Origin of the sequence: Pseudomonas beijingensis, from assembly GCF_030687295.1 — a bacterium.
In the GTDB taxonomy this organism is placed as follows: domain Bacteria; phylum Pseudomonadota; class Gammaproteobacteria; order Pseudomonadales; family Pseudomonadaceae; genus Aquipseudomonas; species Aquipseudomonas beijingensis.
In genome coordinates this window covers 459,231-481,858 of the sequence record NZ_CP117425.1, presented here as the reverse complement: position 1 = coordinate 481,858, position 22,628 = coordinate 459,231, and the positions used below count along the sequence as shown (strand labels likewise).

At 59.8% G+C, this 22,628-nt stretch carries 15 protein-coding genes and 2 pseudogenes; 6 read left to right on the top strand and 11 right to left on the bottom strand.

Features of this window, described 5'->3' with window-relative positions:
- Positions 1-19 precede the first annotated feature (19 nt).
- Positions 20-1,639 (top strand): FMN-binding glutamate synthase family protein, encoded by a 1,620-nt coding sequence (locus PSH84_RS02215; RefSeq protein ID WP_122567127.1) that lies wholly within the window; start codon positions 20-22, stop codon positions 1,637-1,639.
- Positions 1,640-1,709: 70 nt separating this feature from the next.
- Here PSH84_RS02215 and PSH84_RS02210 read toward each other — a convergent pair whose 3' ends face one another.
- From PSH84_RS02210 to PSH84_RS02195, 4 genes are all read right to left on the bottom strand, one after another.
- The gene (locus PSH84_RS02210; protein ID WP_305482238.1) at positions 1,710-3,236 is read right to left on the bottom strand and encodes a glucosyltransferase domain-containing protein; all 1,527 of its coding nucleotides are present in this window, start codon (positions 3,234-3,236) and stop codon (positions 1,710-1,712) included.
- Between the two features lie 103 nt (positions 3,237-3,339).
- On the bottom strand, positions 3,340-4,290 hold the full coding sequence (locus tag PSH84_RS02205; RefSeq protein ID WP_305482237.1) for a glycosyltransferase family 2 protein: 951 nt from the start codon (positions 4,288-4,290) through the stop codon (positions 3,340-3,342).
- The gene (locus PSH84_RS02200; RefSeq protein ID WP_122567130.1) at positions 4,287-4,661 is read right to left on the bottom strand and encodes a GtrA family protein; all 375 of its coding nucleotides are present in this window, start codon (positions 4,659-4,661) and stop codon (positions 4,287-4,289) included. Before PSH84_RS02200 ends, PSH84_RS02205 begins: the two co-directional genes overlap by 4 nt.
- A 166-nt stretch (positions 4,662-4,827) precedes the next feature.
- The gene (locus tag PSH84_RS02195) at positions 4,828-6,249 is read right to left on the bottom strand and encodes an amino acid permease (RefSeq protein WP_305482236.1); all 1,422 of its coding nucleotides are present in this window, start codon (positions 6,247-6,249) and stop codon (positions 4,828-4,830) included.
- A gap of 656 nt (positions 6,250-6,905) precedes the next feature.
- Here PSH84_RS02195 and PSH84_RS02190 point away from each other — a divergent pair.
- A complete protein-coding gene (locus PSH84_RS02190) occupies positions 6,906-10,013 on the top strand; it encodes a transglycosylase domain-containing protein (RefSeq protein WP_305482235.1) in 3,108 nt (1,035 codons plus the stop codon).
- Between the two features lie 224 nt (positions 10,014-10,237).
- Here PSH84_RS02190 and PSH84_RS02185 read toward each other — a convergent pair whose 3' ends face one another.
- The 7 genes and pseudogenes from PSH84_RS02185 to PSH84_RS02155 all read right to left on the bottom strand — a co-directional run bounded on the left by PSH84_RS02185 (position 10,238) and on the right by PSH84_RS02155 (position 18,795).
- Positions 10,238-10,720, bottom strand: a complete 483-nt coding sequence (locus PSH84_RS02185) for a CS1 type fimbrial major subunit (protein WP_122567191.1) — start codon at positions 10,718-10,720, stop codon at positions 10,238-10,240.
- Positions 10,721-10,779: 59 nt separating this feature from the next.
- A complete protein-coding gene (locus PSH84_RS02180; protein ID WP_122567135.1) occupies positions 10,780-11,523 on the bottom strand; it encodes a molecular chaperone in 744 nt (247 codons plus the stop codon).
- A 60-nt stretch (positions 11,524-11,583) separates the two neighbouring features.
- The gene (locus PSH84_RS02175; protein WP_305482234.1) at positions 11,584-12,837 is read right to left on the bottom strand and encodes a hypothetical protein; all 1,254 of its coding nucleotides are present in this window, start codon (positions 12,835-12,837) and stop codon (positions 11,584-11,586) included.
- 47 nt (positions 12,838-12,884) lie between these two features.
- Positions 12,885-14,135: pseudogene (locus PSH84_RS02170) on the bottom strand (hypothetical protein).
- A 46-nt stretch (positions 14,136-14,181) separates the two neighbouring features.
- On the bottom strand, positions 14,182-15,426 hold the full coding sequence (locus PSH84_RS02165) for a hypothetical protein (RefSeq protein WP_305482233.1): 1,245 nt from the start codon (positions 15,424-15,426) through the stop codon (positions 14,182-14,184).
- Positions 15,427-15,651: 225 nt separating this feature from the next.
- A pseudogene (locus tag PSH84_RS02160) lies at positions 15,652-18,184 on the bottom strand (CS1-pili formation C-terminal domain-containing protein).
- Between the two features lie 125 nt (positions 18,185-18,309).
- Positions 18,310-18,795 carry a CS1 type fimbrial major subunit gene (locus PSH84_RS02155; protein ID WP_305482232.1) on the bottom strand — a complete coding sequence of 162 codons (486 nt, stop codon included), beginning with the start codon at positions 18,793-18,795 and terminating at the stop codon, positions 18,310-18,312.
- Between the two features lie 427 nt (positions 18,796-19,222).
- On the opposite strand from PSH84_RS02155, the gene PSH84_RS02150 reads away from it, so the two are divergent.
- The 4 genes from PSH84_RS02150 to purT all read left to right on the top strand — a co-directional run bounded on the left by PSH84_RS02150 (position 19,223) and on the right by purT (position 22,564).
- A complete protein-coding gene (locus PSH84_RS02150) occupies positions 19,223-19,801 on the top strand; it encodes a helix-turn-helix transcriptional regulator (protein ID WP_305468302.1) in 579 nt (192 codons plus the stop codon).
- Positions 19,798-20,583 carry a siderophore-interacting protein gene (locus PSH84_RS02145; RefSeq protein ID WP_305482231.1) on the top strand — a complete coding sequence of 262 codons (786 nt, stop codon included), beginning with the start codon at positions 19,798-19,800 and terminating at the stop codon, positions 20,581-20,583. The genes PSH84_RS02150 and PSH84_RS02145 overlap by 4 nt, the downstream gene beginning before the upstream one ends.
- Before the next feature lie 241 nt (positions 20,584-20,824).
- Positions 20,825-21,292, top strand: a complete 468-nt coding sequence (locus tag PSH84_RS02140) for a preQ0 transporter (RefSeq protein ID WP_305468304.1) — start codon at positions 20,825-20,827, stop codon at positions 21,290-21,292.
- A 90-nt stretch (positions 21,293-21,382) separates the two neighbouring features.
- Complete coding sequence (gene purT / locus PSH84_RS02135) at positions 21,383-22,564, top strand: formate-dependent phosphoribosylglycinamide formyltransferase (RefSeq protein ID WP_305482230.1); 1,182 nt, start codon at positions 21,383-21,385, stop codon at positions 22,562-22,564.
- Positions 22,565-22,628: the final 64 nt, after the last annotated feature.

Here is a 22,628-nt window from a genome sequence, read left to right as displayed (position 1 = left end):
CTCCCCCCAAGGAAACCGTATGAGCCTGTCTCTGCTGAGCCGCTACGCCTTCTTCGCCGGCTGTGTCATTTTCACCCTCGCCAGCCTGCCGTTTCTGCAACACGACTGGCTCTGGCCGATTGCGCTGGTGACCGGGCTGTTGAGCCTGCTGGGGTTGTTCGACTTGCTGCAAAGCCGCCACGCCGTACGGCGCAACTACCCGATCCTGGGCAATATCCGCTACCTGGTCGAAGGCATCCGCCCGGAGATCCGCCAGTACCTGCTCGAATCCGACAGCGATGCCCTGCCCTTCTCCCGGGCCCAACGCTCGCTGGTGTATTCCCGGGCCAAGAACGAAAGCGCCGACAAACCGTTCGGCACCTTGATCGACGTCTACCAGACCGGCTTCGAATTCATCGGCCATTCCATGCGCCCGGCCCCACTGAGCGACCCCAGCGGTTTTCGGGTGACGGTCGGCGGCCCGCAGTGCACACAGCCGTACTCCGCGTCGGTGTTCAACATCTCGGCCATGAGCTTCGGCTCCCTGAGCGCCAACGCCATCCGGGCGTTGAACCAGGGGGCCAAGCTGGGCAACTTCGCCCACGACACCGGTGAAGGCAGTATCAGCCCCTACCATCGCGAACACGGTGGTGACCTGACCTGGGAGCTGGGCAGCGGCTATTTTGGCTGTCGTACAAGCGACGGGCGCTTCGACCCCGAACGTTTCGCCGCCCAGGCCCAGAACCCGCAGGTGCGGATGATCGAAATCAAGATGAGCCAGGGCGCCAAACCCGGCCACGGCGGCATCCTGCCCAAGCACAAGGTCACCCGGGAAATCGCCGAAACCCGTGGCATCCTCATGGGCGAGGATTGTGTTTCGCCGTCACGCCACAGCGCGTTTTCCACGCCGATCGAACTGATGCGGTTCGTCCAGCAACTGCGTGAGCTGTCCGGCGGCAAACCGGTGGGCTTCAAGTTCTGCTTGGGTCATCCGTGGGAATTCATGGGCATTGCCAAGGCCATGCTGGAAACCGGGATCCTGCCCGACTTCATCGTGGTGGACGGCAAGGAAGGCGGCACGGGCGCCGCGCCAGTGGAGTTCACCGATCACATCGGCGTGCCGCTGCGCGAGGGCCTGCTGTTCGTGCATAACACCCTGGTGGGCCTGAACCTACGGGACAAGATCAAGCTCGGCGCCAGTGGCAAGATCGTCAGCGCCTTCGACATCGCCAGCGTCCTGGCCATCGGCGCCGACTGGGCCAACGCCGCGCGTGGCTTCATGTTCGCCATCGGCTGCATCCAGTCGCAAAGCTGCCACACCAACAAATGCCCCACCGGCGTCGCCACCCAGGACACCCTGCGCCAGCGCGCCCTGGTCGTCCCGGACAAGGCCCAGCGGGTCTACAACTTCCACCGCAACACCCTCAAGGCCCTGGCCGAAATGCTCGCCGCCGCCGGGCTTGAACACCCTTCGCAATTGCAGCCCAAGCATCTGGTACGGCGTATGTCGGCCACCGAGGTCAAGTTGTTCTCTCAGTTGCATGTGTTTTTGAAGCCGGGGGAATTGCTGACGGGTGAGGTCAACGGGGCGTTTTATTCGCGGATGTGGCAGATGGCGCGGGCGGACAGTTTTGAGCCGCGGGAGGTGGTGGCGGCATGAATAATCCCGCAGCAAACCGTTTTCGACGCTATGGAATTTCAACGCCAACGGTAGAGAAACTTTCCCAATATTAATGAGCCAAATCGCGGCAGTTAACAGTGCTGCGATTGATCCGCGCGGGCTCTTTCATAACGATGAAACCATAGTCGCCCAGTAGATAAATTCGGTAATACTGATTGTCCACGACGGGCACATATCCTAGATAGCCGACGTGGGTCGCATTACGCCGCTCACGTTCGACCGCCACGTTGGTGATGCCCATTAACGGCAAGTTTTTCGAAAGCATAAAGTAGTCGATGTTGAGCAGATAATGCAGAACCGGCAGCTGTTTGAACGAGCCGCAAGCGCTTGCCAACCAAGAGTCAGAATAAGTGACGGATATGTAAATCCGCTTGGCTTCGTACAGTGCCCGGTGCGAAGTGATGTCATACCCCAGACTGTAAAGCGCTCCATTGGCGAAGGATTTTTGTAAGGTCAGCACTCGGCCATAAGCGAAGGACAGCGAAAGCGTTGCCAAAAGCGGAATGACCAGCAGCAGCGGCAGTCGACGATGAATCGGCGCAAGGGCCAGATAAGCAAGATAAAACAGCAACATCAACAGCACCCCGAAACCCATCAGGGTGCGAGCACCTTCATTGAAGTCGCGGAAAAACAGCGTGATGCCAGGTACCAACAGGACCAATAAGGGCAGCGTCAGCAAACAACCCAGCAGCATCACCACACTTTTCCAACGTTGCCGTTCACGCACGCACACCCTGCAGGTCAATCGTACGAAACCGATCAGCGCACACAGGACCAGAACGGAGAATATCCAGGTGTATCCGCCGTGAAACAACAGCGCCACCTTCTCCACCACCCGTCCAATATTGATGCTGATCTGCAGAAGCGGATCGGCTTTCCAATTCAATAATGCAGTCCGCTCCGTTCTCATGAGCATGACGGCGGCGGCGAAGTAAATCAGCATCGCCAAGCCAAGCTGAGTCAGCTTCCAACCCAACATTTGCAGCCACTGTAGGCATGGCTCCCGTTTGTATGCCGCCCTGAGCAGTTCTAGGCAACACAGGCCCAGAAACACATTGAAGCTGATCTGATAGAGCCCGAAGGCCAGCACCAACAACGCCGTTGGCACCCACCACTGACGAATTCGCGATGCACCCTGAAAGGTAATTGCGTAAATAACAGCGACCAGACTCAGCGCCATACCCGGACCATCGTATTGATACGACAGGTTCTGCAACAGGAAGGGGTTGTACCAGAGGGGCAACGTAACCAGGCAGCACGCCAGTGTCGGCTGAGGAAAGTAATAAAAGGTCAGGCGAGTCAAAGCCAGGGACATAGCCAACACGGCGAGCAACAAAGGCAGCGGAAAAATGTCCGGCGCGGCGCTGGTGAAGGACAACGTTTGATACAACAATTCACTGAACCAACGTCCTTGGACAGTCCAAGCAGTACCCGCTTCCAGCGTCCGCCAGTTATCGTCGATATAGCGAAAATCAGCGAGGATCAACGGCAGGACGTACAGCAAGCTTGCTGATAAAAAAAATAGCGCGATCTGTTGGCGATTGAGTTCGCGATAGACAAGATCGCTGATTCTCATTTCATCGCTCCCATGATCGTTGCGGTCGATTGATCACTCGCTGCCCCCCTACGATCAAGAATTACAGGTCAACAGCTGGCTTTGTCCACACGGAGCAACTGCGTCATGATTCATCCCGGGGCTTGAGCCGACCTCCCCGGATCATCTCCTTGATGACATACCGCGGCCGGTGCTTGGTTTCCAGATAAATCCGCCCGATGTATTCACCCAATACCCCTATGCCGATCAGTTGCACACCGCCCAGAAATAGAATCGCGGTTATCAACGAAGGATAGCCGGGTACATCATTTCCGAAGAACAACTTGTCCAGGACCATGTAGACGGCATACGCCAGCGAAATCAGCGAGATGCAACTCCCCACATAAGTCCACAACCGCAACGGCACGGTACTGAACGACGTGATGCCTTCGAGCGCCAGGTTCCACAACTTCCAAACGTTGAACTTACTGTTGCCAGCGGCGCGACTCGCGCGGTCGTATTCGATGATGACGGTGTTGAAACCGGCCCACGACAACACGCCTTTCATGAATAGCTGATACTCGGGGAGGGTCTTGATGACTTCCACGACCTTGCGATCCATCAGGCGAAAATCGCCCACGTTGCGTTCGATATGAGGGTAGCCAATCTGATCGAGCAGGCGATAGAACAGTGCAGCACATCCCCGCTTGAGATAACTGTCGGATGAACGATCGCGACGCTTTGCCAGCACCACCTCGGCGCCCTTTTCCCATTCGGCGATAAGTCTCGGAATAACCTCAATGGGATCTTGCAGGTCCACATCCATCGGAATAACCACATCGCCGCTGGCATACTCGACTCCGGCAAACAACGCTGGTTCCTTGCCAAAATTTCGGGAAAAGCTGATCAACAGGACCAGGTTGTCAGCCAACGCAATATCACGGGCCAGGGTGGCGGTCTGGTCGAGGCTGCCATCGTTGATGAATACGATCTCGACGCAATGATCCCTGAGCTGCGGATGCTGGCGGACACTTTTGTAAAACAAGCCGATGGCCTGCTCTTCGTTGTACACAGGAACAATCAGCGAAATATTCATGGACGACGTCCGCGAAACACTACAGACCAGGAAAACAGAAAGCCGAACACCAGACTCAACAGCGAGAATGCCGCTACGGTCAGCAGACCCTGAAGGTGCCAGCGGTCCCCAACGTGACCGACGATAAAACTGAGCACGCCCATGACACAGAGGAAAAACACATAGCTCGTTACCGAGAGTTTAGCCTCGAAGGTGTAAAGCGCGTTGACATAAAAGGAGAACGAGGCAGCCACGCAAAAGGCCGTGAAATTACTCGTTGCCTGATTGAGACCGACAGCCACTCGTAGCACAAAAAATATCTGCCAATGGATCAGCGTATTGGCCAGTCCCACCAGTGAGTAGCTGAGAAAACTTTTCCATATCGCTTTCATACATACTCCCGAGCAGGTCGGTGCTTCAGGCGGTACTTACTCTAGGGTTCTGTCTGTACCCGGTCTACTGTAAGAACTAACAGGTGCGCCGTAGTTCGTTGCCAGAGACTCAACAAAAAAAGAGCCCCGATCATCCGACCGGGGCTCTGTTTTCATCGCCGTCCACTTACGAAGCTGAACGTACCGAACCCTGCACATCACCCGTCGGTTGCAACTTGAAGGTGTAGAACAACACCGTCAGCAACACCAGGAACGCAGGGCCCACATACAACGCCACACGCGTATCGGGGAAGTACGCCATCAACCCCACCACCAGCACCAGGAATGCCAACGCCAGGTACGAGCTGACCGGGTACAGCCACATGCGGTATTTCAACGCCGCACGCTCTGAAGCACTGAGGCTTTTACGGAATTTGAGCTGGGCCAACAGGATCATCACCCAAGTCCAGATCGCGCCGAAGGTGGCGATGGACGTCACCCAGACGAAGACTTTCTCCGGCACCAGGTAATTGAGCAGCACGCCCAGCAGCAACGCGGCGATGGACAGCAGCAGCGCGCGGCGTGGTACGCCGTTGTTGGAGGTCTTGGCGAAACCGGACGGGGCCTGGCCGTTCTGCGCCAGGCTATAGAGCATCCGCCCGGTGCTGAAGATCCCGCCGTTGCAGGACGACAACGCGGCGGTGATCACCACGAAGTTGATGATGCCGGCGGCGGTCTTGATGCCCAGGCGCTCGAAGGTCATCACGAACGGGCTGCCCTGGGTGCCGATCTCGTTCCATGGGTAGATCGACAGGATCACGAAGAGCGCGCCGACGTAGAACAGCAGGATCCGCCAGAACACCGAGCCGATGGCGTTGGGGATGGTTTTCTGCGGGTTCTTCGCCTCTCCGGCGGTCAGGCCGATCATCTCCACGCCCAGGTAGGCGAACATGACCATTTGCAGGGACATCAACACGCCGGACACGCCGTTGGGCATGAAGCCGCCATGGGCCCAGAGGTTGGAAATGCCCAGGGCTACACCGTCGTTGCCGAAGCCAAAGGCGATGATGCCGACGCCGCCGATGACCATGGCGATGATGGTGACGATCTTGATCAGGGCGAACCAGAATTCGAATTCGCCGAAGGCCTTCACCGCGATCAGGTTGATCGAGCCCATGCTGACCAGCGCGGCCAGGGCCCAGATCCAGCGGGGCACGTCGGGGAACCAGATGCCCATGTACACGGCAACGGCGGTGATTTCCGCCACGCAGGTCACCAGCCATAGGAACCAGTAGTTCCAACCGGTCAGGAAGCCTGCCAGTGGGCCGAGATAGTCCTGGGCATAGCGGCTGAACGAACCAGCCACCGGGTTGTGCACGGCCATTTCACCGAGGGCGCGCATGATCACCAGGATCGCCAGGCCGCCAATGATGTAGGACAGCATGATCGCCGGACCGGCCATTTCGATGGCCTTGGCCGAACCGAGGAACAGCCCGACACCGATGCAGGCGCCGAGCGCCATCAGGCGGATATGCCGCTCACCGAGTTCACGTTTGAGCGGACCACTCTGGGCGGTCTCGCCATGGGGCAGATGATTGCCGACAGGCATAGGGATAACCTCGTCTTGTTATTGGATTAGCCACCGAGTGTCCAAAGCCACAGGCCGGTAAGCCTGCCGCCTTGCCGAAACCGGGTCTGTCTTGTGGACAGACCGTCCTGTGGAACGACAACCTCAGGATCAGCGGGTCGTGCAGTATAAAAAGCCAGGGATAGAGAGTTTCACTGTAAAACCTGGAAAATTCAGGGATAAACCTCAGCCAGGATCGGGTTTTGGAGAGGTGTTGTCTGGGAACCAGGTCATTCGGAAAACGCCGCCGAGTATTGCACAACGATGGTGCAGCGTCATGTTTTGGCATGGGGCGAGGGCTCTAGGGCAAGGTTTTCAGACACTAAAACCCTGTGGCGAGGAGTTAATTTGGGGGAGTGATTACCTGTGGCGAGGGGATTTATCCCCGTTGGGCTGCGCAGCAGCCCAACGGGGATAAATCCCCTCGCCACAGGTAATCCCACCACCACAAATAACTCCTTCTCCACAGATAGATCCCCTGACCACAGGGAAACCCTGTTTCCTTGTCCAGACAGGGAGACACAAAGCAATGCCTCTGGTCGTGACAGACCGGTGCCCATAATTTCCCCTCCCCCCACGCCAACCACCGTCTAAGCTTCAAGCAAGTCCGATCAATCTGCTTAATGGATCAGTCGACTATGGGCGCTTTGTGGCAAACCGATTCGAATGAACCTATGGTCCCGACTGAACGTATGGAAGAAGCGCCTTTACCTCAAAAAAAACGCCGCGCACGGCATGGCTGGCGGGCATTCTGGTTGTTGCTGCTGATTATCGTCGTGGTGGTCGGCTTGGCGGTGGCCAAGGAAATGCGCACGTCTCGGTTTCAGGCCCGGGAGCTCAGCAAGTACGCCGCGTCCCTGAGCTATTCGGTGCAGCCGGGGCCCAGCGATGCCATCGTCTACCCTGGCGCAGGCCCGTTCGACCGGCGCCTGGGCTACAGCGCGCTGGGGGAGTTCCTGCCGCGCCTGCTCAAGCGCGACTACGTGATCCAGGCCCAGGCGCGGTTTTCGCCGGCGTTGATGGGCTACGTCGAAAAAGGCCTGTTCGTGCCCTACGCGGAAAAGATCCAGGCCGGGCTGACCATCACCGACTGCCGCGCCGCGCCGGTCTATCAGTTCAAGTACCCGCAGCAGCTGTATGCGAACTTCGAAGCGATCCCGCCCGTGGTGGTGCAGAGCCTGTTGTTCATCGAGAACCGTTTTCTGCTCGACCCCAAGCAACCCTTGGCCAACCCGGCCGTGGACTGGCCGCGCTTCGGCATGGCGGCCTGGTCGCAAGTCGCCAAGCTGCTGAGCCTGCCGGGGCAATCCGCCGGGGGCAGCACCTTGGCGACGCAACTGGAGAAGTACCGTCACTCGCCTGAGGGCCTGACCGTGTCCGGCGCGGAGAAAATCCGCCAGATGATTTCCGCCAGCGTGCGCGCCTATCAGGCCGGCCCGCAAACCCTCGAGGCACGGCAGCGGGTGGTGCGCGACTACCTCAACAGCGTGCCGCTCTCCGCCGTGCCGGGGCATGGTGAAGTCCACGGCATGGCCGAAGGCTTGCGGGTCTGGTATGGCGCCGACTTCAATCGGGCCAATGAACGCTTGGCCAGCACCGCCACCGACCCTAAGAGCCTGGCGGAAAAAGGCCTGGCCCTGCGGGAAATGCTGTCGTTGATGATCGCTCAACGCCGCCCCTCTCATTACCTGACCAAGGGTCGCGATGAACTGGCGAACCTGACCGACAGTCACATCCGGTTGCTGAGGCAAAACGGCGTGATCGACGCGGCGTTGGCCGAGGCGGCCCTGGCGAGCAAGGTCAGCTATCGCGACTGGGTCCAGGACCCGACCGTCCAGCCCAACGAAACCAACAAAGGCATCAGCGCCGCCCGCAGTCGCCTCGCCGCCCTGCTCAACCGCCCGCTGTACGACCTCGATCGCCTCGACCTCTCCGCCACCAGCACCTTGCAAAGCGACTTGCAGGCCCAGGCCACCGACTACCTCAAGCGCCTGGCCGACCCGGCCTTCGCGACCGAGATCGGCCTGATGGGAGAACGCCTGCTGACCCCCACCAGCACCACCCAGGTGCGCTACAGCTTCACCCTGATGGAACTGACCCCCGATGGCTCCCGCGTGCGCGTGCAGACCGACAGCACCGACCAGCCCTTCGACATCAACGAAGGCAGCAAGCTGGAACTGGGCTCCACCGCCAAGTTGCGCGTGCTCACCACCTACCTGCAGATCATTGCCGAACTGCACGAGCGTTATGCCCAGCAGTCCCCGGCGGCGCTGAAGAAAACCGAAGTCGCAGAGCAGGACCGCCTGTCCCGCTGGGCCGTCGACTACCTGATCCAGAACACCGACCGCAGCCTGCCGAAGATGCTCGAGGCCGCGCTGGATCGGACGTATTCAGCCAGCCCCGGCGAAGCGTTCTTCACCGGTGGCGGGCTGCACACTTTCCACAACTTCCGCCGGGAAGACGACGGTCGCATGCCCACCCTGCGCGACTCTTTGCGAGAATCCATCAACCTGCCGTTCATCCGCCTGATGCGCGACCTGGTCCGCTACGCCACCTACGCCGGCCCCAACAACAGTTCCGAACTGCTCAAGGACGACAAGGACCCGCGCCGCCAGGAATACCTGGCCCAGTTCGCCGACCGCGAAGGCACTTCGTTCCTGCTCAGGTTCTGGAAGAAGTACCAGAAAAAGGACACCAGCCAGCGCCTCGAAACCTTTCTCGACAGCATGCGCCCCACGGCGATCCGCCTGGCCGCCGTGCACCGCTATTTCTTTCCCAACGACAGCCAGGAAAATTTCAACCGCTTCGTGCGTGCGCATTTGAAGTCGGCCAAGAGCGCCGAAAAACTCACCGACGAACGTCTCGAACGGCTCTATCAAAGCTATGGCCCCGGCGCCTATGACCTGCCGGACCAGGGTTTCATCGCCAAGGTCCACCCACTGGACTTGTGGTTGATGGGTTACTTGCTGAACCACCCCGACGCCAAGTTCAGCCAGATCGTCAAGGCCAGTCAGTTCGAGCGCCAGGAAGTCTACAGCTGGCTGTTCAAGAGCCGGCACAAGAGCGCCCGCGACAGTCGCATCCGCACGATGCTGGAGATCGAAGCCTTCCTGGATATTCACCAGCGCTGGCAGCAGGTCGGCTATCCGTTCGACCACCTGGTGCCGTCGCTGGCCACCGCCATCGGCAGCTCCGGCGACCGCCCCGCCGCGTTGGCGGTCCTGGTGGGTACCATTCTCAACGACGGCATCCGGCAACCGGCCTTGCGCGTCGACAGTTTGGATTTTGCCGTCAATACGCCCTACGAAACACGCCTGGTCAACGACCCGGAAAGCGGCAAGCGCGTGATGCCGGTGGAAGTCGCCCAGGCTCTGCGCGGTGCACTGTCCCAGGTAGTGGATGCCGGCACCGCGAAACGCGTGGCCGGCAGTTTCAAGTTGGCCGACGGGACGCCGCTGGCCATGGGCGGCAAGACCGGCACCGGCGACAACCGCATCGAAGCGGTCGGCTCCGGTGGGCGAGTGATCAGTTCCAAATCGATCAACCGTACCGCCACTTTCGTGTTCTACATCGGCGACAGCCATTTCGGCACCCTCACCGCCTACGTTCCGGGGGCATCGGCGCAGAACTTCAAATTCACCTCGGCCTTGCCGGTGCAGGTGCTCAAGGGCATGGCACCGTTTCTCTCGCCCTACTTGCAGCCGGGGACTCATACCCAGTGCAAGCCGTTGGTGGCGGAGCAGTAGGAGCTGTCGAGCGAAGCGAGGCTGCGATCTTGCCCCAGACACTTGAGTTTGCTCGTTCGGCTGGCCGGGCACAGACCATTGTGGGAGCGAGCTTGCTCGCGATAGGGTCAGGTCAGGCAACATCAATGGTGGCTGGTCTACCGCTATCGCGAGCAAGCTCGCTCCCACAGGTAATTCAGTGTCGAACGCGCCTCGATCGAACCTGCATGGGGCGGTCGGCAGCCCTACGGCGCAGTCGCGTCGAACACCATGTGCACCGTGCCGTAGTAGTCGCCAGGCTTGTACTCGTCATCGGGCTTGATGGCAGCGATGACGAGCGGCACCTGGCGCCCGGGCCGGGCTTCGGTGGCCGAGACCACCTGGGCCGAATCCAGGGTCAATACGACGTTGTTGAACGTCACCCGCAAGTCAATACGCTCACGGCCATTGGACAAGTACGCCTCTTCCCCCAGGCGTGCGCCGATAGAACCGTTGCTGTTCTTCACCTCGTAGGTCGCCCGCAGTGGGCTGAGTTCGTTGGTGATGGTGCTGAAGGGCAAGCGTTGTTCGCGCTGGACCAATTGCGGGTCGAGGGGCAACACGTAGAAGTCGACCGTCGGGATCGTCACGTAGACTTCGAACGTTTCCCGCTCGACCGCGCCCCAGGCGGTGGCCCAGGGCAACGTCAGGGCGCTCAATGCGAGGGGACGTATCAATGTCTTGAATATTTTGGTCTTGAACATTTTGATTACCTCTGGCGTCAACGACGGTTCGGCGACGGCGGCCATCAACCTTTGATCTCGACGTTTTTTTTCTGATTGCCTTCGACAAGGGTGAAGCGGTATTGCCGCCCCGCTTCCTTGTCGAACGAAAAGCTCTGACCGCTCTTGACGTGATGCTTGGTGGTCGGCTTGCAGTCGTTCTCTTTCAGCGCTACGCAGTCCTTGAACTCATCGATCACCACCACCGTGTTGCCGTTATTGCGCAACTGGTAGCGGCTGGCACTGTCGTCGATCACGGTCTCGTAACGGGTGTTCTTTGGCCGCACGAAAAACACCGTGCCGTAGCCCGCCAACACCTTGACCCCCGCCGCCACGCGGTCCTTTTTATATTGCTCGCGCTCTTCGGCGCTGATGGCGAACTCGTCTTCGGCTTCGGGCACCACCGGCACGAAACGCACCCGGAAGTAGCGCTCCTTGTCGCGGTTGCCCATGAACAGCAAGCGCGTACCCTGCACCCCGTTGGCCGGCACGATCAGCCGCGCCGGGCTGGCCATCAACCCGTCCTTGGCCTGGGCGCTGGCCTGGTTCTGCAGCGGCACTTCCTGGTAGCTGCCGTCCTCGTTGTAGATGATTTCCAGGATGTTGACCTTGACGAACGCCGTGGACGTGCCGCCGTTGAACACCCGTTTCATATAGGTGCTTTTGTCGCCGTCGAGGTAGTCGTACACCACCCCTACACCAATCTGCGGCCCAGCCTGGGCCACACCGCAAAACAGACAGAACCCAACCCATGCCAATAGATGTTTCATCGCTTTTCCAACCTCATGCAGTAAACACAACTCATTGAATGTTGCCGGCCAGCCGGCCACTCAGACTTCCGAATCCCAGATCACCGTGACGTTGCCGCTATAGGCTTTGGCGCCACTGTCCAGCATCTGCTCGACACTGCTCTGGCCCACCTCGAAATGCAGCATTCCCAACCGCCGATCAACGTACAAACCTGGCAAGAACAGCTCGGTGCCACTGCCGTCGCGCAACAGCCGGCGGCGGTTGACCGGTTGCCCGCCGCCATCCGTCAAGCCGTCGGGCAGGGTCACGCTGACGTCCACCGGCACGGCGTGGCCGGTGGCGGTTTCAGAGATCGCGCAGGTGTTGCCGCTGATTTGCTGGCACTCGAGGGCCATCTTGAAACGGGAAGATGCGGATATATGGAAGCGCTGGTCGCGGAACAATCGTGTGGGTTTGCGACCGCTGTTCAGCCAGGCTTGCCAGCCTTCGTTGGGCACCAGTTCGACGCGGTTGCCACCGGGAGGCACTTCGACTTTGAGGGTGTGCTCGACGTCGAGTTTGAAATTGAGGGTGAGCGCGGAATCGTTGGGAAGCATGATGTCGCCCATGTCGATGTCCTGCCCCGGTCCGATGCTATAGGTCAGCGACCCCGTATATTGGCCAGATGACATTTTCAGTGGATTGGGGGTGCGCAGTTCGTAGGCAAAGTCCAAGTGGGAATAAGCCATGCTGGGGATGTAATAGCGGGCTCTTTTGGAGCACACGCTTTCCACTGGCGTCTTCCAAAAAAAACCGTACCAATTGTTGCCATAGGGCTGATTACCGCCGTTTTCACAGGGCCGGGGAGCAACCACCCAACCGTCGCCATAACTGCCCCATAGCCGGTGATGAGCAAGTACGACCGTCACATCTCCCTCTACCAGGTCGACCACATTGACAGGGAGTCGATAGTGCGAACCTATACCCGTCATGCGCACTTCCACGACTTCCGTTTCGCCCGTGCTGGCATGGACAATATGTGCCGTACGCCAATTGGCAGGTACCTTAAACATCGCCCCCTTCCGAACGTCTTCATGACCCGCCTGAATAGGACTGATCGAATTGAAGGTGATCGGCAATCGAATGCTGAACATTTTCTTGTTAGCGCACTGCTCCGGATACTGTGCACAGTAGCCACTGACCGGTGTGGTATTAAGGAATGTGTTCTCCTGAGGCTTGGACGCATCGGGCCTGAACAGCGCGCTGATGTCCTGGTTCAAGGCATTGGCCGCAGGAACGCACGCAATCAACAATGCCCCAACCACGCTGCGCATGTTCACCGGTAAATATTTCATCTATCTCCCACCATCAAATCGGCTCGGAACAGGCCGAGCCAGCCTGTCTAAACTTCCGAATCCCATATCACCGTGACATTGCCGCTGTAGGCCTTGGCGCCGGTGTCCAACATTTGCTCGACGCTGCCCTGGCCCACTTCGAAATGCAGCGCCCCTAACCTGCGATCCACATAAAAACCCGGCTGGAACAACTCGGTGCCACTGCCATCGCGCAGCAGCCGCCGACGGTTGACCGGTTGCCCACCGGCGTCCGTCAAGCCGTCGGGCAGGGTCACGCTGACATCCACCGGTACGGCGTGGCCGGTGCCGGTTTCAGAGATCGCGCAGGTGTTGCCGCTGATGTGCTGGCATTCGATGGCCATCTTGAAACGTGAAGAGGCCGAGATATATGAAAGCGCTGGTCGCGGAACAGCCGCGTCGGTTTGCGTCCGCTGTTCAACCAGGCTTGCCAGCCTTCAGGGGGCACCAGCTCCACGCGGTTGCCGCCGGGGGGGACTTCGACCTTGAGGGTGTGCTCGACGTCGAGTTTGAAATTGAGGGTGATCACCGAGTCATTTGGAAGCATGACGTCACCCATGTCGAAGTCCTGACCCGGCCCAACGCCATAGGTCACCGAGCCCCGGTATTGGCCGGACGACATCCTCAATGGGTTGGGTGTACGCAGTTCGTAGGCGAAGTCCAAGTGGCGGTAGGACATGCTGGGGATCAAGTAGCTGGCCCTTTTCGCGCACACACCTTCGACGGGGGTCTTCCAGAAGAAGTTATAGATAAGGTGGTTCAAGGTCCCGAAGCCGGTGGATTGACAGGGCGAGGGCGCGTACTTCCAGCTCGAACCGCCCCCATAACTTCCTATGAGCGGTTGAGAGGTCTACGCCGCCACCGACCAGTTCAACGACACTGACGGGCAGTTGGTAGCGCGAACCGACACCGGATATGCGGACTTGAACAATTTCAGTTTCGCCCGTCTCGGTATGGGTCACCTGTGCCAGACGCCAAGTGGTCGGCACATCGAACATCGCCCCTTGGCGCGAATCCCCATGATTGGCCTGAATGGGACCGGTCGATTCGAAGACAATGGGCAACTGGAGGCTGAACATTTTTTCCCTGTCGCAGACCGCCGGATACAGCGCGCAATAACCCGAGACCGGGGTGGTATTGAGAAAAGTATTTTCATTGGGTTTCGAGGGATCGGGCCTGAATATTGCGCTGACATCCTTGCTTACGGCATGAGCCATCGATACACAGGCCAACAACATCACCGATACCATGCCTTGCACTGCCACTGGTAACTGCTTCATCTACCCTTCCCTCACATTTGGCTCAGACCGGCCAAGCCATTCCTTTTTAAACTTGCGAATCCCAGATCACCGTCACATCGCCGGAGTAGGTCGTGGCGCCGCTGTCGAGCATCTGTTCGACGCTGCCCTGGCCGACCTCGAAATGCAGCGTTCCCGAGCGCCGGTCCACGTACAAACCCGGCTGGAACAGCTCGGTGCCACTGCCATCGCGCAGCAACCGGCGGCGGTTGACCGGTTGCCCGGCGGCGTCCGTCAGGCCGTCGGGCAGGGTCACGCTGACGTCCACCGGCACGGTATGGCCGGTACCGGTTTCAGAGATCGCACAGGTGTTGCCGCTGACGTGCTGGCATTCGAGGGCCATCTTGAAACGCGAAGAAGCGGAGATATGGAAGCGCTGGTCGCGGAACAGCCGTGTCGGTTTTCGGCCGCTGTTCAACCAGGATTGCCAACCTTCCGGGGGCACCAGTTCGACGCGGTTGCCGCCGGGGGGGACTTCGACCTTGAGGGTGTGTTCGACGTCGAGTTTGAAGTTGAGGGTGAGCGCGGAATCGCTGGGAACCATGATGTCGCCCATGTCGATATCCTGCCCTGGCCCGACGCTATAGGTCAGCGAACCCGTGTATTGCCCGGACGACATTTTCAAGGGATTAGGGGTGCGAAGCTCGTAAGCAAAATCCAGATAGGAAAAACGGAGCCCGGGAATCAAGAAATGGGCCTTTTTGGCACATGAACTTTCTACCGGAGCCTTCCAGAAAAATAAGTAGAACCTCTCGCCATATGCCCCTACACCGCTGTTTTGGCAGGGTGTGGCGGCATACACCCAGCTGGCACTCCATAACAGTTGATGAGCCCTCAGGAGACTCACACCTCCACCTACCAGGTCAATTGCGTCACGGGAAAGTACGTACTCCGAACCAAAACCGGACCAGCGCACTTCAACGGTTTCCGTTTCCCCCGTACCTTCATGGGTGACCTGCAGTGTTCGCCAATTGGCAGGCACCTTAAACATCGCACCTTGCCGATAGTCTGCATGTTGGGCTTGAATGGGGCCGGTCGAAGCGGCGGTCAGCGGTAATCGAATGCTGAACATCTTTGAAATTCTGCATTGATCCGGATATTGCGCGCAGTAACCACTGGTTGGGGTGGTATTGAGAAATGCATTCTCCTGGGGTTTCGAGGCGTCAGGCCTGAATACAGCGGTGATATCCCGCTCCAAGGCGTTGGCTGCCGGCACACACGCAAACAGCAACACCGAGACCACGCTGCGCACTGCAACCGATAAGGGTTTCATTGATACAACCTCGTACATCAAGACAAATCACTGCAAATAGGGGGTGAGGCATTCACCTGTGGGAGCAAGGCTTGCCCGCGATGCAGGCGCCTCGCTCTTCAGGTGGATTGCGTTATCGTTCATCGCGAGCAAGCTTTGCTCCCACAATCTCAGCAGCAAGCTTTGCCCCCACAATCTCAGGAGCAAGCTTTGCTCCTACAATCTCAGCAAGCTTTGCTTCCAAGGTCATGAACGCTGCTTCGTCCCGGCCTCGGCCAGCGTCGTATCGGCCAGGCTGTCCGGCGTGCAGCGCAAGTCACCGATCATCAACACATCGCCTTCGCGGGCGGAGCTGTCCGGGTCGAGGCGGAAGCGGCAGAACAGCTCGTTGCCGTACCGCACTTCCAAGGTTGGGGAGCCGGCATTCATCTCCATGGAGAAGAACCCGTCCACCTCGCTGATGCCGCGGCTGGCGTGGTTGATCACGTGATGGCCCTTGAGCGGCTCTCCCTGCTCATCCAGCAGGCGGCCGAGCACGGTCACGGTTTTCATCACGTTGACCTTGCGGTAATCCACGCCGCCCTTGTTCAAGTGATAACGGGTGCGGGACGGCTCGATGCTCGCCGCCGGTGGATGCACGCCCTCGAAATCGAAGGTCACCATGCTGTTCTTGTAAGCCGTGATCGGCACGAAGTTGCGACCCGGGTGCAAGGTGGTGCTGCCGCCGGTCAAGTCATCGGCCCGCAGGATGATGTCGTCCAGGTCGGTTTCCACGTCGACGATCATGCCGGCGCCGCGGCCATGGGCCAGGCCGGTGAAGGCGGCTTTCTGACCGCCCACCGCCACCGTGCTGCTCAGGTTCAAGCCGCCGGTAAGGTTGTCGTTGTAGGACGAACGCTGGATGAAGCCATCGCCGTACATCGACTCGGTCATGAAACTGGCGATGCCGGACAAGCCCACGCCATAGGTGTCGGCCAGGGCCGTGGCGGAGACGCTTTGCAGCACGTGGTCCTCCAGGTCGCGGCGATAGGACAGCGAGGCATTGTTGTCCCGCGTGCCTTCGCGGGAAGTGCGGGTACCGATGCTGCCCGACCAGTACTCGCCCGGCCCGCCCAAGGCCACGCTGAGGCTCAGGTCCACGCCACGATTGCGCCGGTCGTTGGTACTCGACGTGCCAGGGCGGTCGAACACCGACAACCGCCAGTTGGCATCGCTGCCACCCAGCGTGGTGCGTTGGGTCCAGCCCAGGTCCAGGCCGGTGCCCTGGACATTGCCTTCGCTGTAGGCCAACCGACCGTTGATGGAGTTCCTTGTTGCTCAAGCGATGATTGACCGACAGCGATGAATTGCTGGTCTGGCCGACGTAGACGTTGCGCTGGCGGATACGGGTGCCGTCCGGCAAGGTCTCGTAGGTGTTGCGGGTGTCGAGCCAACTGCGGTTGTGGCTGGCGACGATGCTGCCTTGGCCGTAGCTGTACAGGCCTTGCAGGTCCATGCCGGTGCCGTACTGCTGGGTCTGGTAGACGTTGGCGTACAGGCTGGTGCTGCTGGCGAGGGTCCAGTCGATCGAGGTGCCCACTTGCAGCTTGTCCTGCACCTGGCGCGTGGAGGCGCCGAGGATCACCCGTGGATGCAGCAGGTAGTTGACGCCGAGCCCCGCGGTGTTGAAACCCGAGGGCTGGTCGTCCCAGTTGCTCCACAGCCGGGTTTCGCGGCCGGCGAACAGGTTGTAGCGCCAGCGGTCTTCGGTACTGCTCCAATTGTTCGGCTTGTAGACCAGCTCCTGGCTGGTGGCGGTGGTTTGCCCGTCTTCGATCAGCCGCACTTCCACTTCATAAATGCCGCCGGGCAACGCGCGGGTGTCCAGGCTCTGCAAGCCGGCGCTGACGGCCTGGGTGTTGATCAGCAGGCCGCTGCGGTAAATCTCCACCGAGGCCTGGCGGCTGGCGGTGACATAAATGGGGTAGACGCTGGGTTTGGGATTGTCGACCAGCAGGCTGTCGGAACTGCCGTACATCACCCCCAGCGCGGTGTCCGGGTTGGCGCCGAACGAACGGATCTGGCGATTCAAGCCATCGGAACTGGGCGTGAAGTAACCCAGGCGCAAGAAATTGCCTTCCATTTCCCGTTGGGTGTAGAGCTCATGGACGGCGTGGTAGAGCTTGTCGTCCGGCCCGCCGAGACGCGAGAGCTGAAGGTCCAGGGACTGGCTCCAGTTGCCCACGCTGGAACTGGCATTGAGGCCATACCGCCCACCGGTGTCCTGTTTCTGGCCACCGTTGATATTGAGTTGGTTATTGAAGATCAGACCGAGGCTGCCGCCTTCCGGTTGATCGTAGAAACGCTTGATTTCAGTTGCGCGCTCGACATCCTGGGTCAGGATCGACACTAATGAATTCTCGAGGCTGTAGTGCACGGCCAGCAACCCGCCCGTGCAGTTGGTTTCACAAGCGCCCAATGCTTGTCCCTGCTTGAGGCGTTGTTCCCATTGTTCGCGATCGACGGCTTTTATCGTGCTGTCTTGCGTGTCGGTGAATTCCAACAAGGTAATACGATCATCCCGCGTCAAGACCACCATGGCCTCACCGAGATACTGTTGATTGAGTTCAATACGAACCGCGAGTGGCACATCGAAGAAGTGGGCTTCAAACTCCGCCGGCAGACCCTTGGCCTGGGACAACAGGCTTCTTGGCGTGGTACCGGGGGCGGTTGGCGCGGCCAATGCTGTCGCGCACAAAAATAGCGCGAGCGCACCTGCGATGGGTGTCATCGGAAACATCAACGGATTCTCATATTCAGCGAGCTATCGGGGCGTTTCAGGTACAGGCCGACCGGCTGGGGAGAACCGGCCGGCCTGCGGCGATGCCCGTGGGCGAGGTGAAACTCACCGGGCAGCGAATGGCCTTACGGGCGCGGCACGGCGTCGAAGACGACGGTCATGTCGGCGGTGTACAGGCCGTTCTGGGTAGCCAGGGGCGTGGCCGCGACGATGGTCATGTCAGCCTGGGTGCCTGGGGTGGAGGTGGCATCGTCCACCACTTCCTGCGGCGTGGCGGTCAGGACGACGCCGTTGAAGGCAGTGGTCAGGGCGATGGAGTTGCTGCCGTTGTACAGCGCGGCCGGGCCGCCTTCGATGTAAGCGTTTACCGAGCCTTCGGTGTTCTTCACGTCATAGGTCTGGCGCAACGAAGTCAAGGTGCCGCTGACCGTGTTGTAGCTCATGGTTTCATCTTTACCGAAGTCCGGGTTGCGCGGCTGCACATGGAACTGCTGGGTCGGGATGTTCGCGGTGATGTGAATGGAGGAGCGTGCATCATCGTCAGCGAATGCCAGCGAAGAACCCAGGGCAGCGGCGACCAGGGCAGTACCGGATACGAGTTGTTTGAGCATGTTGTTAACACCTGTTCTTAGCAATAAAGAGAAAAGGTTGAAATGGCAGACCAAGCGCAACTTGGCCCGTCCCTCCAACGCCGTGCATGATCGGCGCTCTTTAACTAAAAAAAAGCAGGCAATTTCCTATAGGCTTGTAGTAAATCGGGCATACGAAAGAGCGAAAAATACGCAATTTTTGATAAAACATAAGTTTGGCTGTAAGAAACAGCCCACATTTTAAGCCTACAACATTTTTATCATTACAAATGTATGCGGCCGCACCCCGCATACATTGGGCATTCATGTAAGGTCACTTCCTGAAACCAAGTAACCCGCCGCAAAAAACAAGATATATCTTAGTTTGCGAAAAATCATTAAATCAAAAGATATATCTTTTATTCAAGGTATATCTGATTGCTATCTATATGCAGAACGGAGACAGCATATGAACGCCCTTTATTCTCATTCCGATTCTTCCTCCAAACGCGAACACGACGGTTTCGAACGACGCCCGACAGGCTCGCGTGGCAGCCGGGCGCCGCGGGTCTTCGCCGCCGGTGATTTGAAAGTGTTGTTGCTGGCGCTGATTGCCGAACAGCCGTGCCATGGCTATGACCTGATCCGTCGGATCGAGCACATGTTCGAGGGCGCCTACAGCCCCAGCCCCGGTGTGATCTACCCGACCCTGACCTTTCTGGAAATGAACGCCATGATCAGTTGCGGCGTCGAAGACGGAAAAAAGTGCTACAGCGTGACCGATGCCGGACGTCTATCTCTTGAGGACCAGGCCGTGGCGCTGGATGAGGTGCGTACGCGCATTGAAATCAGCAAGCGCACGTTGCGCGGCCATGATCGTCCCCCGGAAATCCATGAAGCGGTGTATAACCTGCGCCATGCCCTGCAAAAGCACCATGGCCACTGGAGCCCGGAAGAAATCCGACGGGTGCGCGACCTGCTCGACGCCACCGCCAAAGCCATCGTCGACGGCCCCGACCGTCCCTCTGTCTCGGAGTCAAGCCAATGACCGAAGTCGATCCAAACACCATTCACCGTGTCAGCCACGAGATCAAACGTCGTCGCCTGCAAGTGCTGCGGGTCGAGGACCTGACCCCGCGCATGCGCCGCATCACCGTCGGCGGGCCGGAACTGGCCGGGTTCGTCAGCCTGGGCACCGACGACCACGTTAAATTGCTGTTCCCGCAGAACGCCGAGGAACAGGCCGCCCTGGAAAACTTCAGCCCTAGCGCCAGTAAGGCCCAGGGCCCGATGCCCGAGATGCGCGACTACACCCCGCGCCGCTATGACCTGGACACCCTGGAGATGGACATCGATTTCGTGCTCCACGGCGACGGCCCGGCCGCGACCTGGGCGGCCCAGGCGGCACCAGGGCAATACCTCAACATCGCCGGGCCCCGGGGCTCGATGATCGTGCCGGATATCTTCGACAGCTACCTGTTGATCGGCGACGAAACCGCCCTGCCCGCCATTGCCCGCCGCCTAGAAGGCCTGGCGCCCAACCGCCGGGCCCTGGTGGTGGTGGAAGTGGAAAACGGCGCCGAGCAGCAAGTGCTCCAAAGCCCGGCACAGGTGCACGTGATCTGGGTGTTGCGCGAAGGCCGCCAGGACAACCTGCTGCGAACCGTGCAACAGCTGGAAATGCCCGGCGGCAAGCTGTACACCTGGGTCGCGACCGAGAGCAAAGTGTCGCGGCAGATCCGCAAGGTGTTGCTGGAGGAGAAAGGGTTGGACCAGGACTTTGTGAAGGCGGTGGGGTATTGGAAGCTGGAGGGCAGCGAGGAAGATTGAGGGACGGGCGGTGGCTGAAGTACCCTTCACCCACTGGCTGAACACAACCCTCTTTGGAAGCAAGGCTTCTGGGAGCATGGCTTCTGGGGGCAAGGCTTCTGTGGGAGCAAGGCTTGCCCGCGATGAGGACGATGCGGTCTCTCAGAAATCGAGTCGCCTGTTTCGCGAGCAAGCTTTGCTCCCACAGGGCCATCGCTGTCCTTTAATGTCTTGATCAACCTTCCACCAGGTACCCCGCCCCATGCTTTTCCTGCTCGCCTACATCAGCAGCGTCGTGCTGATCAACTTCGCGTTTTCCGCCGCGCCGCACCTGGACATCATCTGGTCGGCCTGGGGCGGGCTGGTGTTTATCCTGCGGGACATGGTGCAGACCCGCTTCGGCCATGGCGCCATCGTGGCGATGCTGGTGGCGCTGGTGTTGTCCTATGTCACCTCGGACCCGACCATCGCCCTGGCCAGCGCCACGGCGTTCGCGGTGTCCGAGTGCGTCGACTGGCTGGTGTTCACGATCACCAAGCGTCCGCTCCATGACCGGTTGTGGATCAGTTCGGCCTTGAGCATTCCCCTGGACACGTTCATCTTCTTCGGTCTGATCGATGCCCTGACGCCCGCCGTGGTGATCACCGCCCTGCTCTCGAAATTCGCCGGGGTGACCGCCGTCTGGCTGATCATGGCCTGGCGTCTACGCAAACAGGCCGTCGCCGGCTGACGCGGTTCATGTAAAATGCCGCGCTTTCTCCCCATGGGAAGCTCGCCCGGCGCGCGCCCCGATGATCCGCTCCTGTTTGAGGACCTTCAGATGACCCGTATCGGAACCCCATTGTCGCCCACCGCGACCCGCGTTTTGTTGTGTGGCAGCGGCGAGCTGGGCAAGGAAGTGGTAATCGAACTGCAGCGCCTGGGCGTCGAAGTGATTGCCGTGGATCGCTACGCCAACGCGCCGGCCATGCAAGTGGCCCACCGCAGCCATGTGATCAACATGCTCGACGGCGCCGCCCTGCGTGCGGTGATCGAAGCCGAAAAGCCGCACTTCATCGTGCCGGAAATCGAAGCCATCGCCACCGCCACCCTGGTGGAACTGGAAGCCGAAGGCTTCACCGTGATCCCTACCGCCCGCGCCGCGCAATTGACCATGAACCGCGAAGGCATCCGGCGCCTGGCCGCCGAAGAACTGGGCCTGCCCACATCGCCGTACTTCTTCGCCGACACCGTGGACGACTACCGCAAGGCCGTCGAGACCCTGGGCTTCCCGTGCGTGGTCAAGCCGGTGATGAGTTCCTCGGGCAAGGGCCAGAGCCTGCTGCGCAGTGCCGATGACGTGCAGAAAGCCTGGGACTACGCCCAGGAAGGTGGCCGCGCCGGAAAGGGCCGGGTGATCATCGAAGGATTCATCGATTTCGACTACGAAATCACCTTGCTCACCGTGCGTCACGTGGGCGGCACCACCTTCTGCGCTCCGGTCGGCCACCGTCAGGAAAAAGGCGACTATCAGGAATCCTGGCAGCCCCAGGCCATGAGCCCGAAAGCCCTGGCCGAATCCGAGCGCGTGGCCAAGGCGGTGACCGAGGCCTTGGGTGGTCGCGGCCTGTTTGGCGTCGAGCTGTTCATCAAGGGTGACCAGGTGTGGTTCAGCGAAGTCTCGCCGCGCCCGCATGACACCGGCCTGGTGACGCTGATTTCCCAGGACCTGTCGCAGTTCGCCTTGCACGCCCGCGCCATTCTCGGCCTGCCGATCCCACTGATCCGCCAGTTCGGCCCGTCGGCGTCGGCGGTGATCCTGGTGGAAGGCCAGTCGACCCAGACCGCGTTCGCCAACCTGGGCGCGGCCCTGAGCGAACCGGACACCGCCCTGCGCCTGTTCGGCAAACCGGAAGTCAACGGCCAGCGCCGCCTGGGCGTGGCCCTGGCCCGCGATGAGTCCATCGAAGCGGCCCGCGCCAAGGCGACCCGGGCTTCCCAGGCGGTCAAGATCGAGTTGTAAGCAGTATCGCTTGCCTCATGGTGATCTGTGGGAGCAAGGCTTGCCCGCGATGAACGATAACACG

Bases quoted from the DNA above. Each gene is read 5' to 3' on its own strand.
- PSH84_RS02200 (WP_122567130.1), bottom strand. From the start codon at position 4,661: ATGAAAGCGATATGGAAAAGTTTTCTCAGCTACTCACTGGTGGGACTG.
- PSH84_RS02205 (WP_305482237.1), bottom strand. From the start codon at position 4,290: ATGAATATTTCGCTGATTGTTCCTGTGTACAACGAAGAGCAGGCCATC.
- PSH84_RS02140 (WP_305468304.1), top strand. From the start codon at position 20,825: ATGCTTTTCCTGCTCGCCTACATCAGCAGCGTCGTGCTGATCAACTTC.
- PSH84_RS02210 (WP_305482238.1), bottom strand. From the start codon at position 3,236: ATGAGAATCAGCGATCTTGTCTATCGCGAACTCAATCGCCAACAGATC.
- PSH84_RS02165 (WP_305482233.1), bottom strand. From the start codon at position 15,426: ATGAAACCCTTATCGGTTGCAGTGCGCAGCGTGGTCTCGGTGTTGCTG.
- PSH84_RS02195 (WP_305482236.1), bottom strand. From the start codon at position 6,249: ATGCCTGTCGGCAATCATCTGCCCCATGGCGAGACCGCCCAGAGTGGT.
- PSH84_RS02190 (WP_305482235.1), top strand. From the start codon at position 6,906: ATGGGCGCTTTGTGGCAAACCGATTCGAATGAACCTATGGTCCCGACT.
- PSH84_RS02145 (WP_305482231.1), top strand. From the start codon at position 19,798: ATGACCGAAGTCGATCCAAACACCATTCACCGTGTCAGCCACGAGATC.
- PSH84_RS02215 (WP_122567127.1), top strand. From the start codon at position 20: ATGAGCCTGTCTCTGCTGAGCCGCTACGCCTTCTTCGCCGGCTGTGTC.
- PSH84_RS02180 (WP_122567135.1), bottom strand. From the start codon at position 11,523: ATGAAACATCTATTGGCATGGGTTGGGTTCTGTCTGTTTTGCGGTGTG.
- purT (WP_305482230.1), top strand. From the start codon at position 21,383: ATGACCCGTATCGGAACCCCATTGTCGCCCACCGCGACCCGCGTTTTG.
- PSH84_RS02175 (WP_305482234.1), bottom strand. From the start codon at position 12,837: ATGAAATATTTACCGGTGAACATGCGCAGCGTGGTTGGGGCATTGTTG.
- PSH84_RS02150 (WP_305468302.1), top strand. From the start codon at position 19,223: ATGAACGCCCTTTATTCTCATTCCGATTCTTCCTCCAAACGCGAACAC.
- PSH84_RS02155 (WP_305482232.1), bottom strand. From the start codon at position 18,795: ATGCTCAAACAACTCGTATCCGGTACTGCCCTGGTCGCCGCTGCCCTG.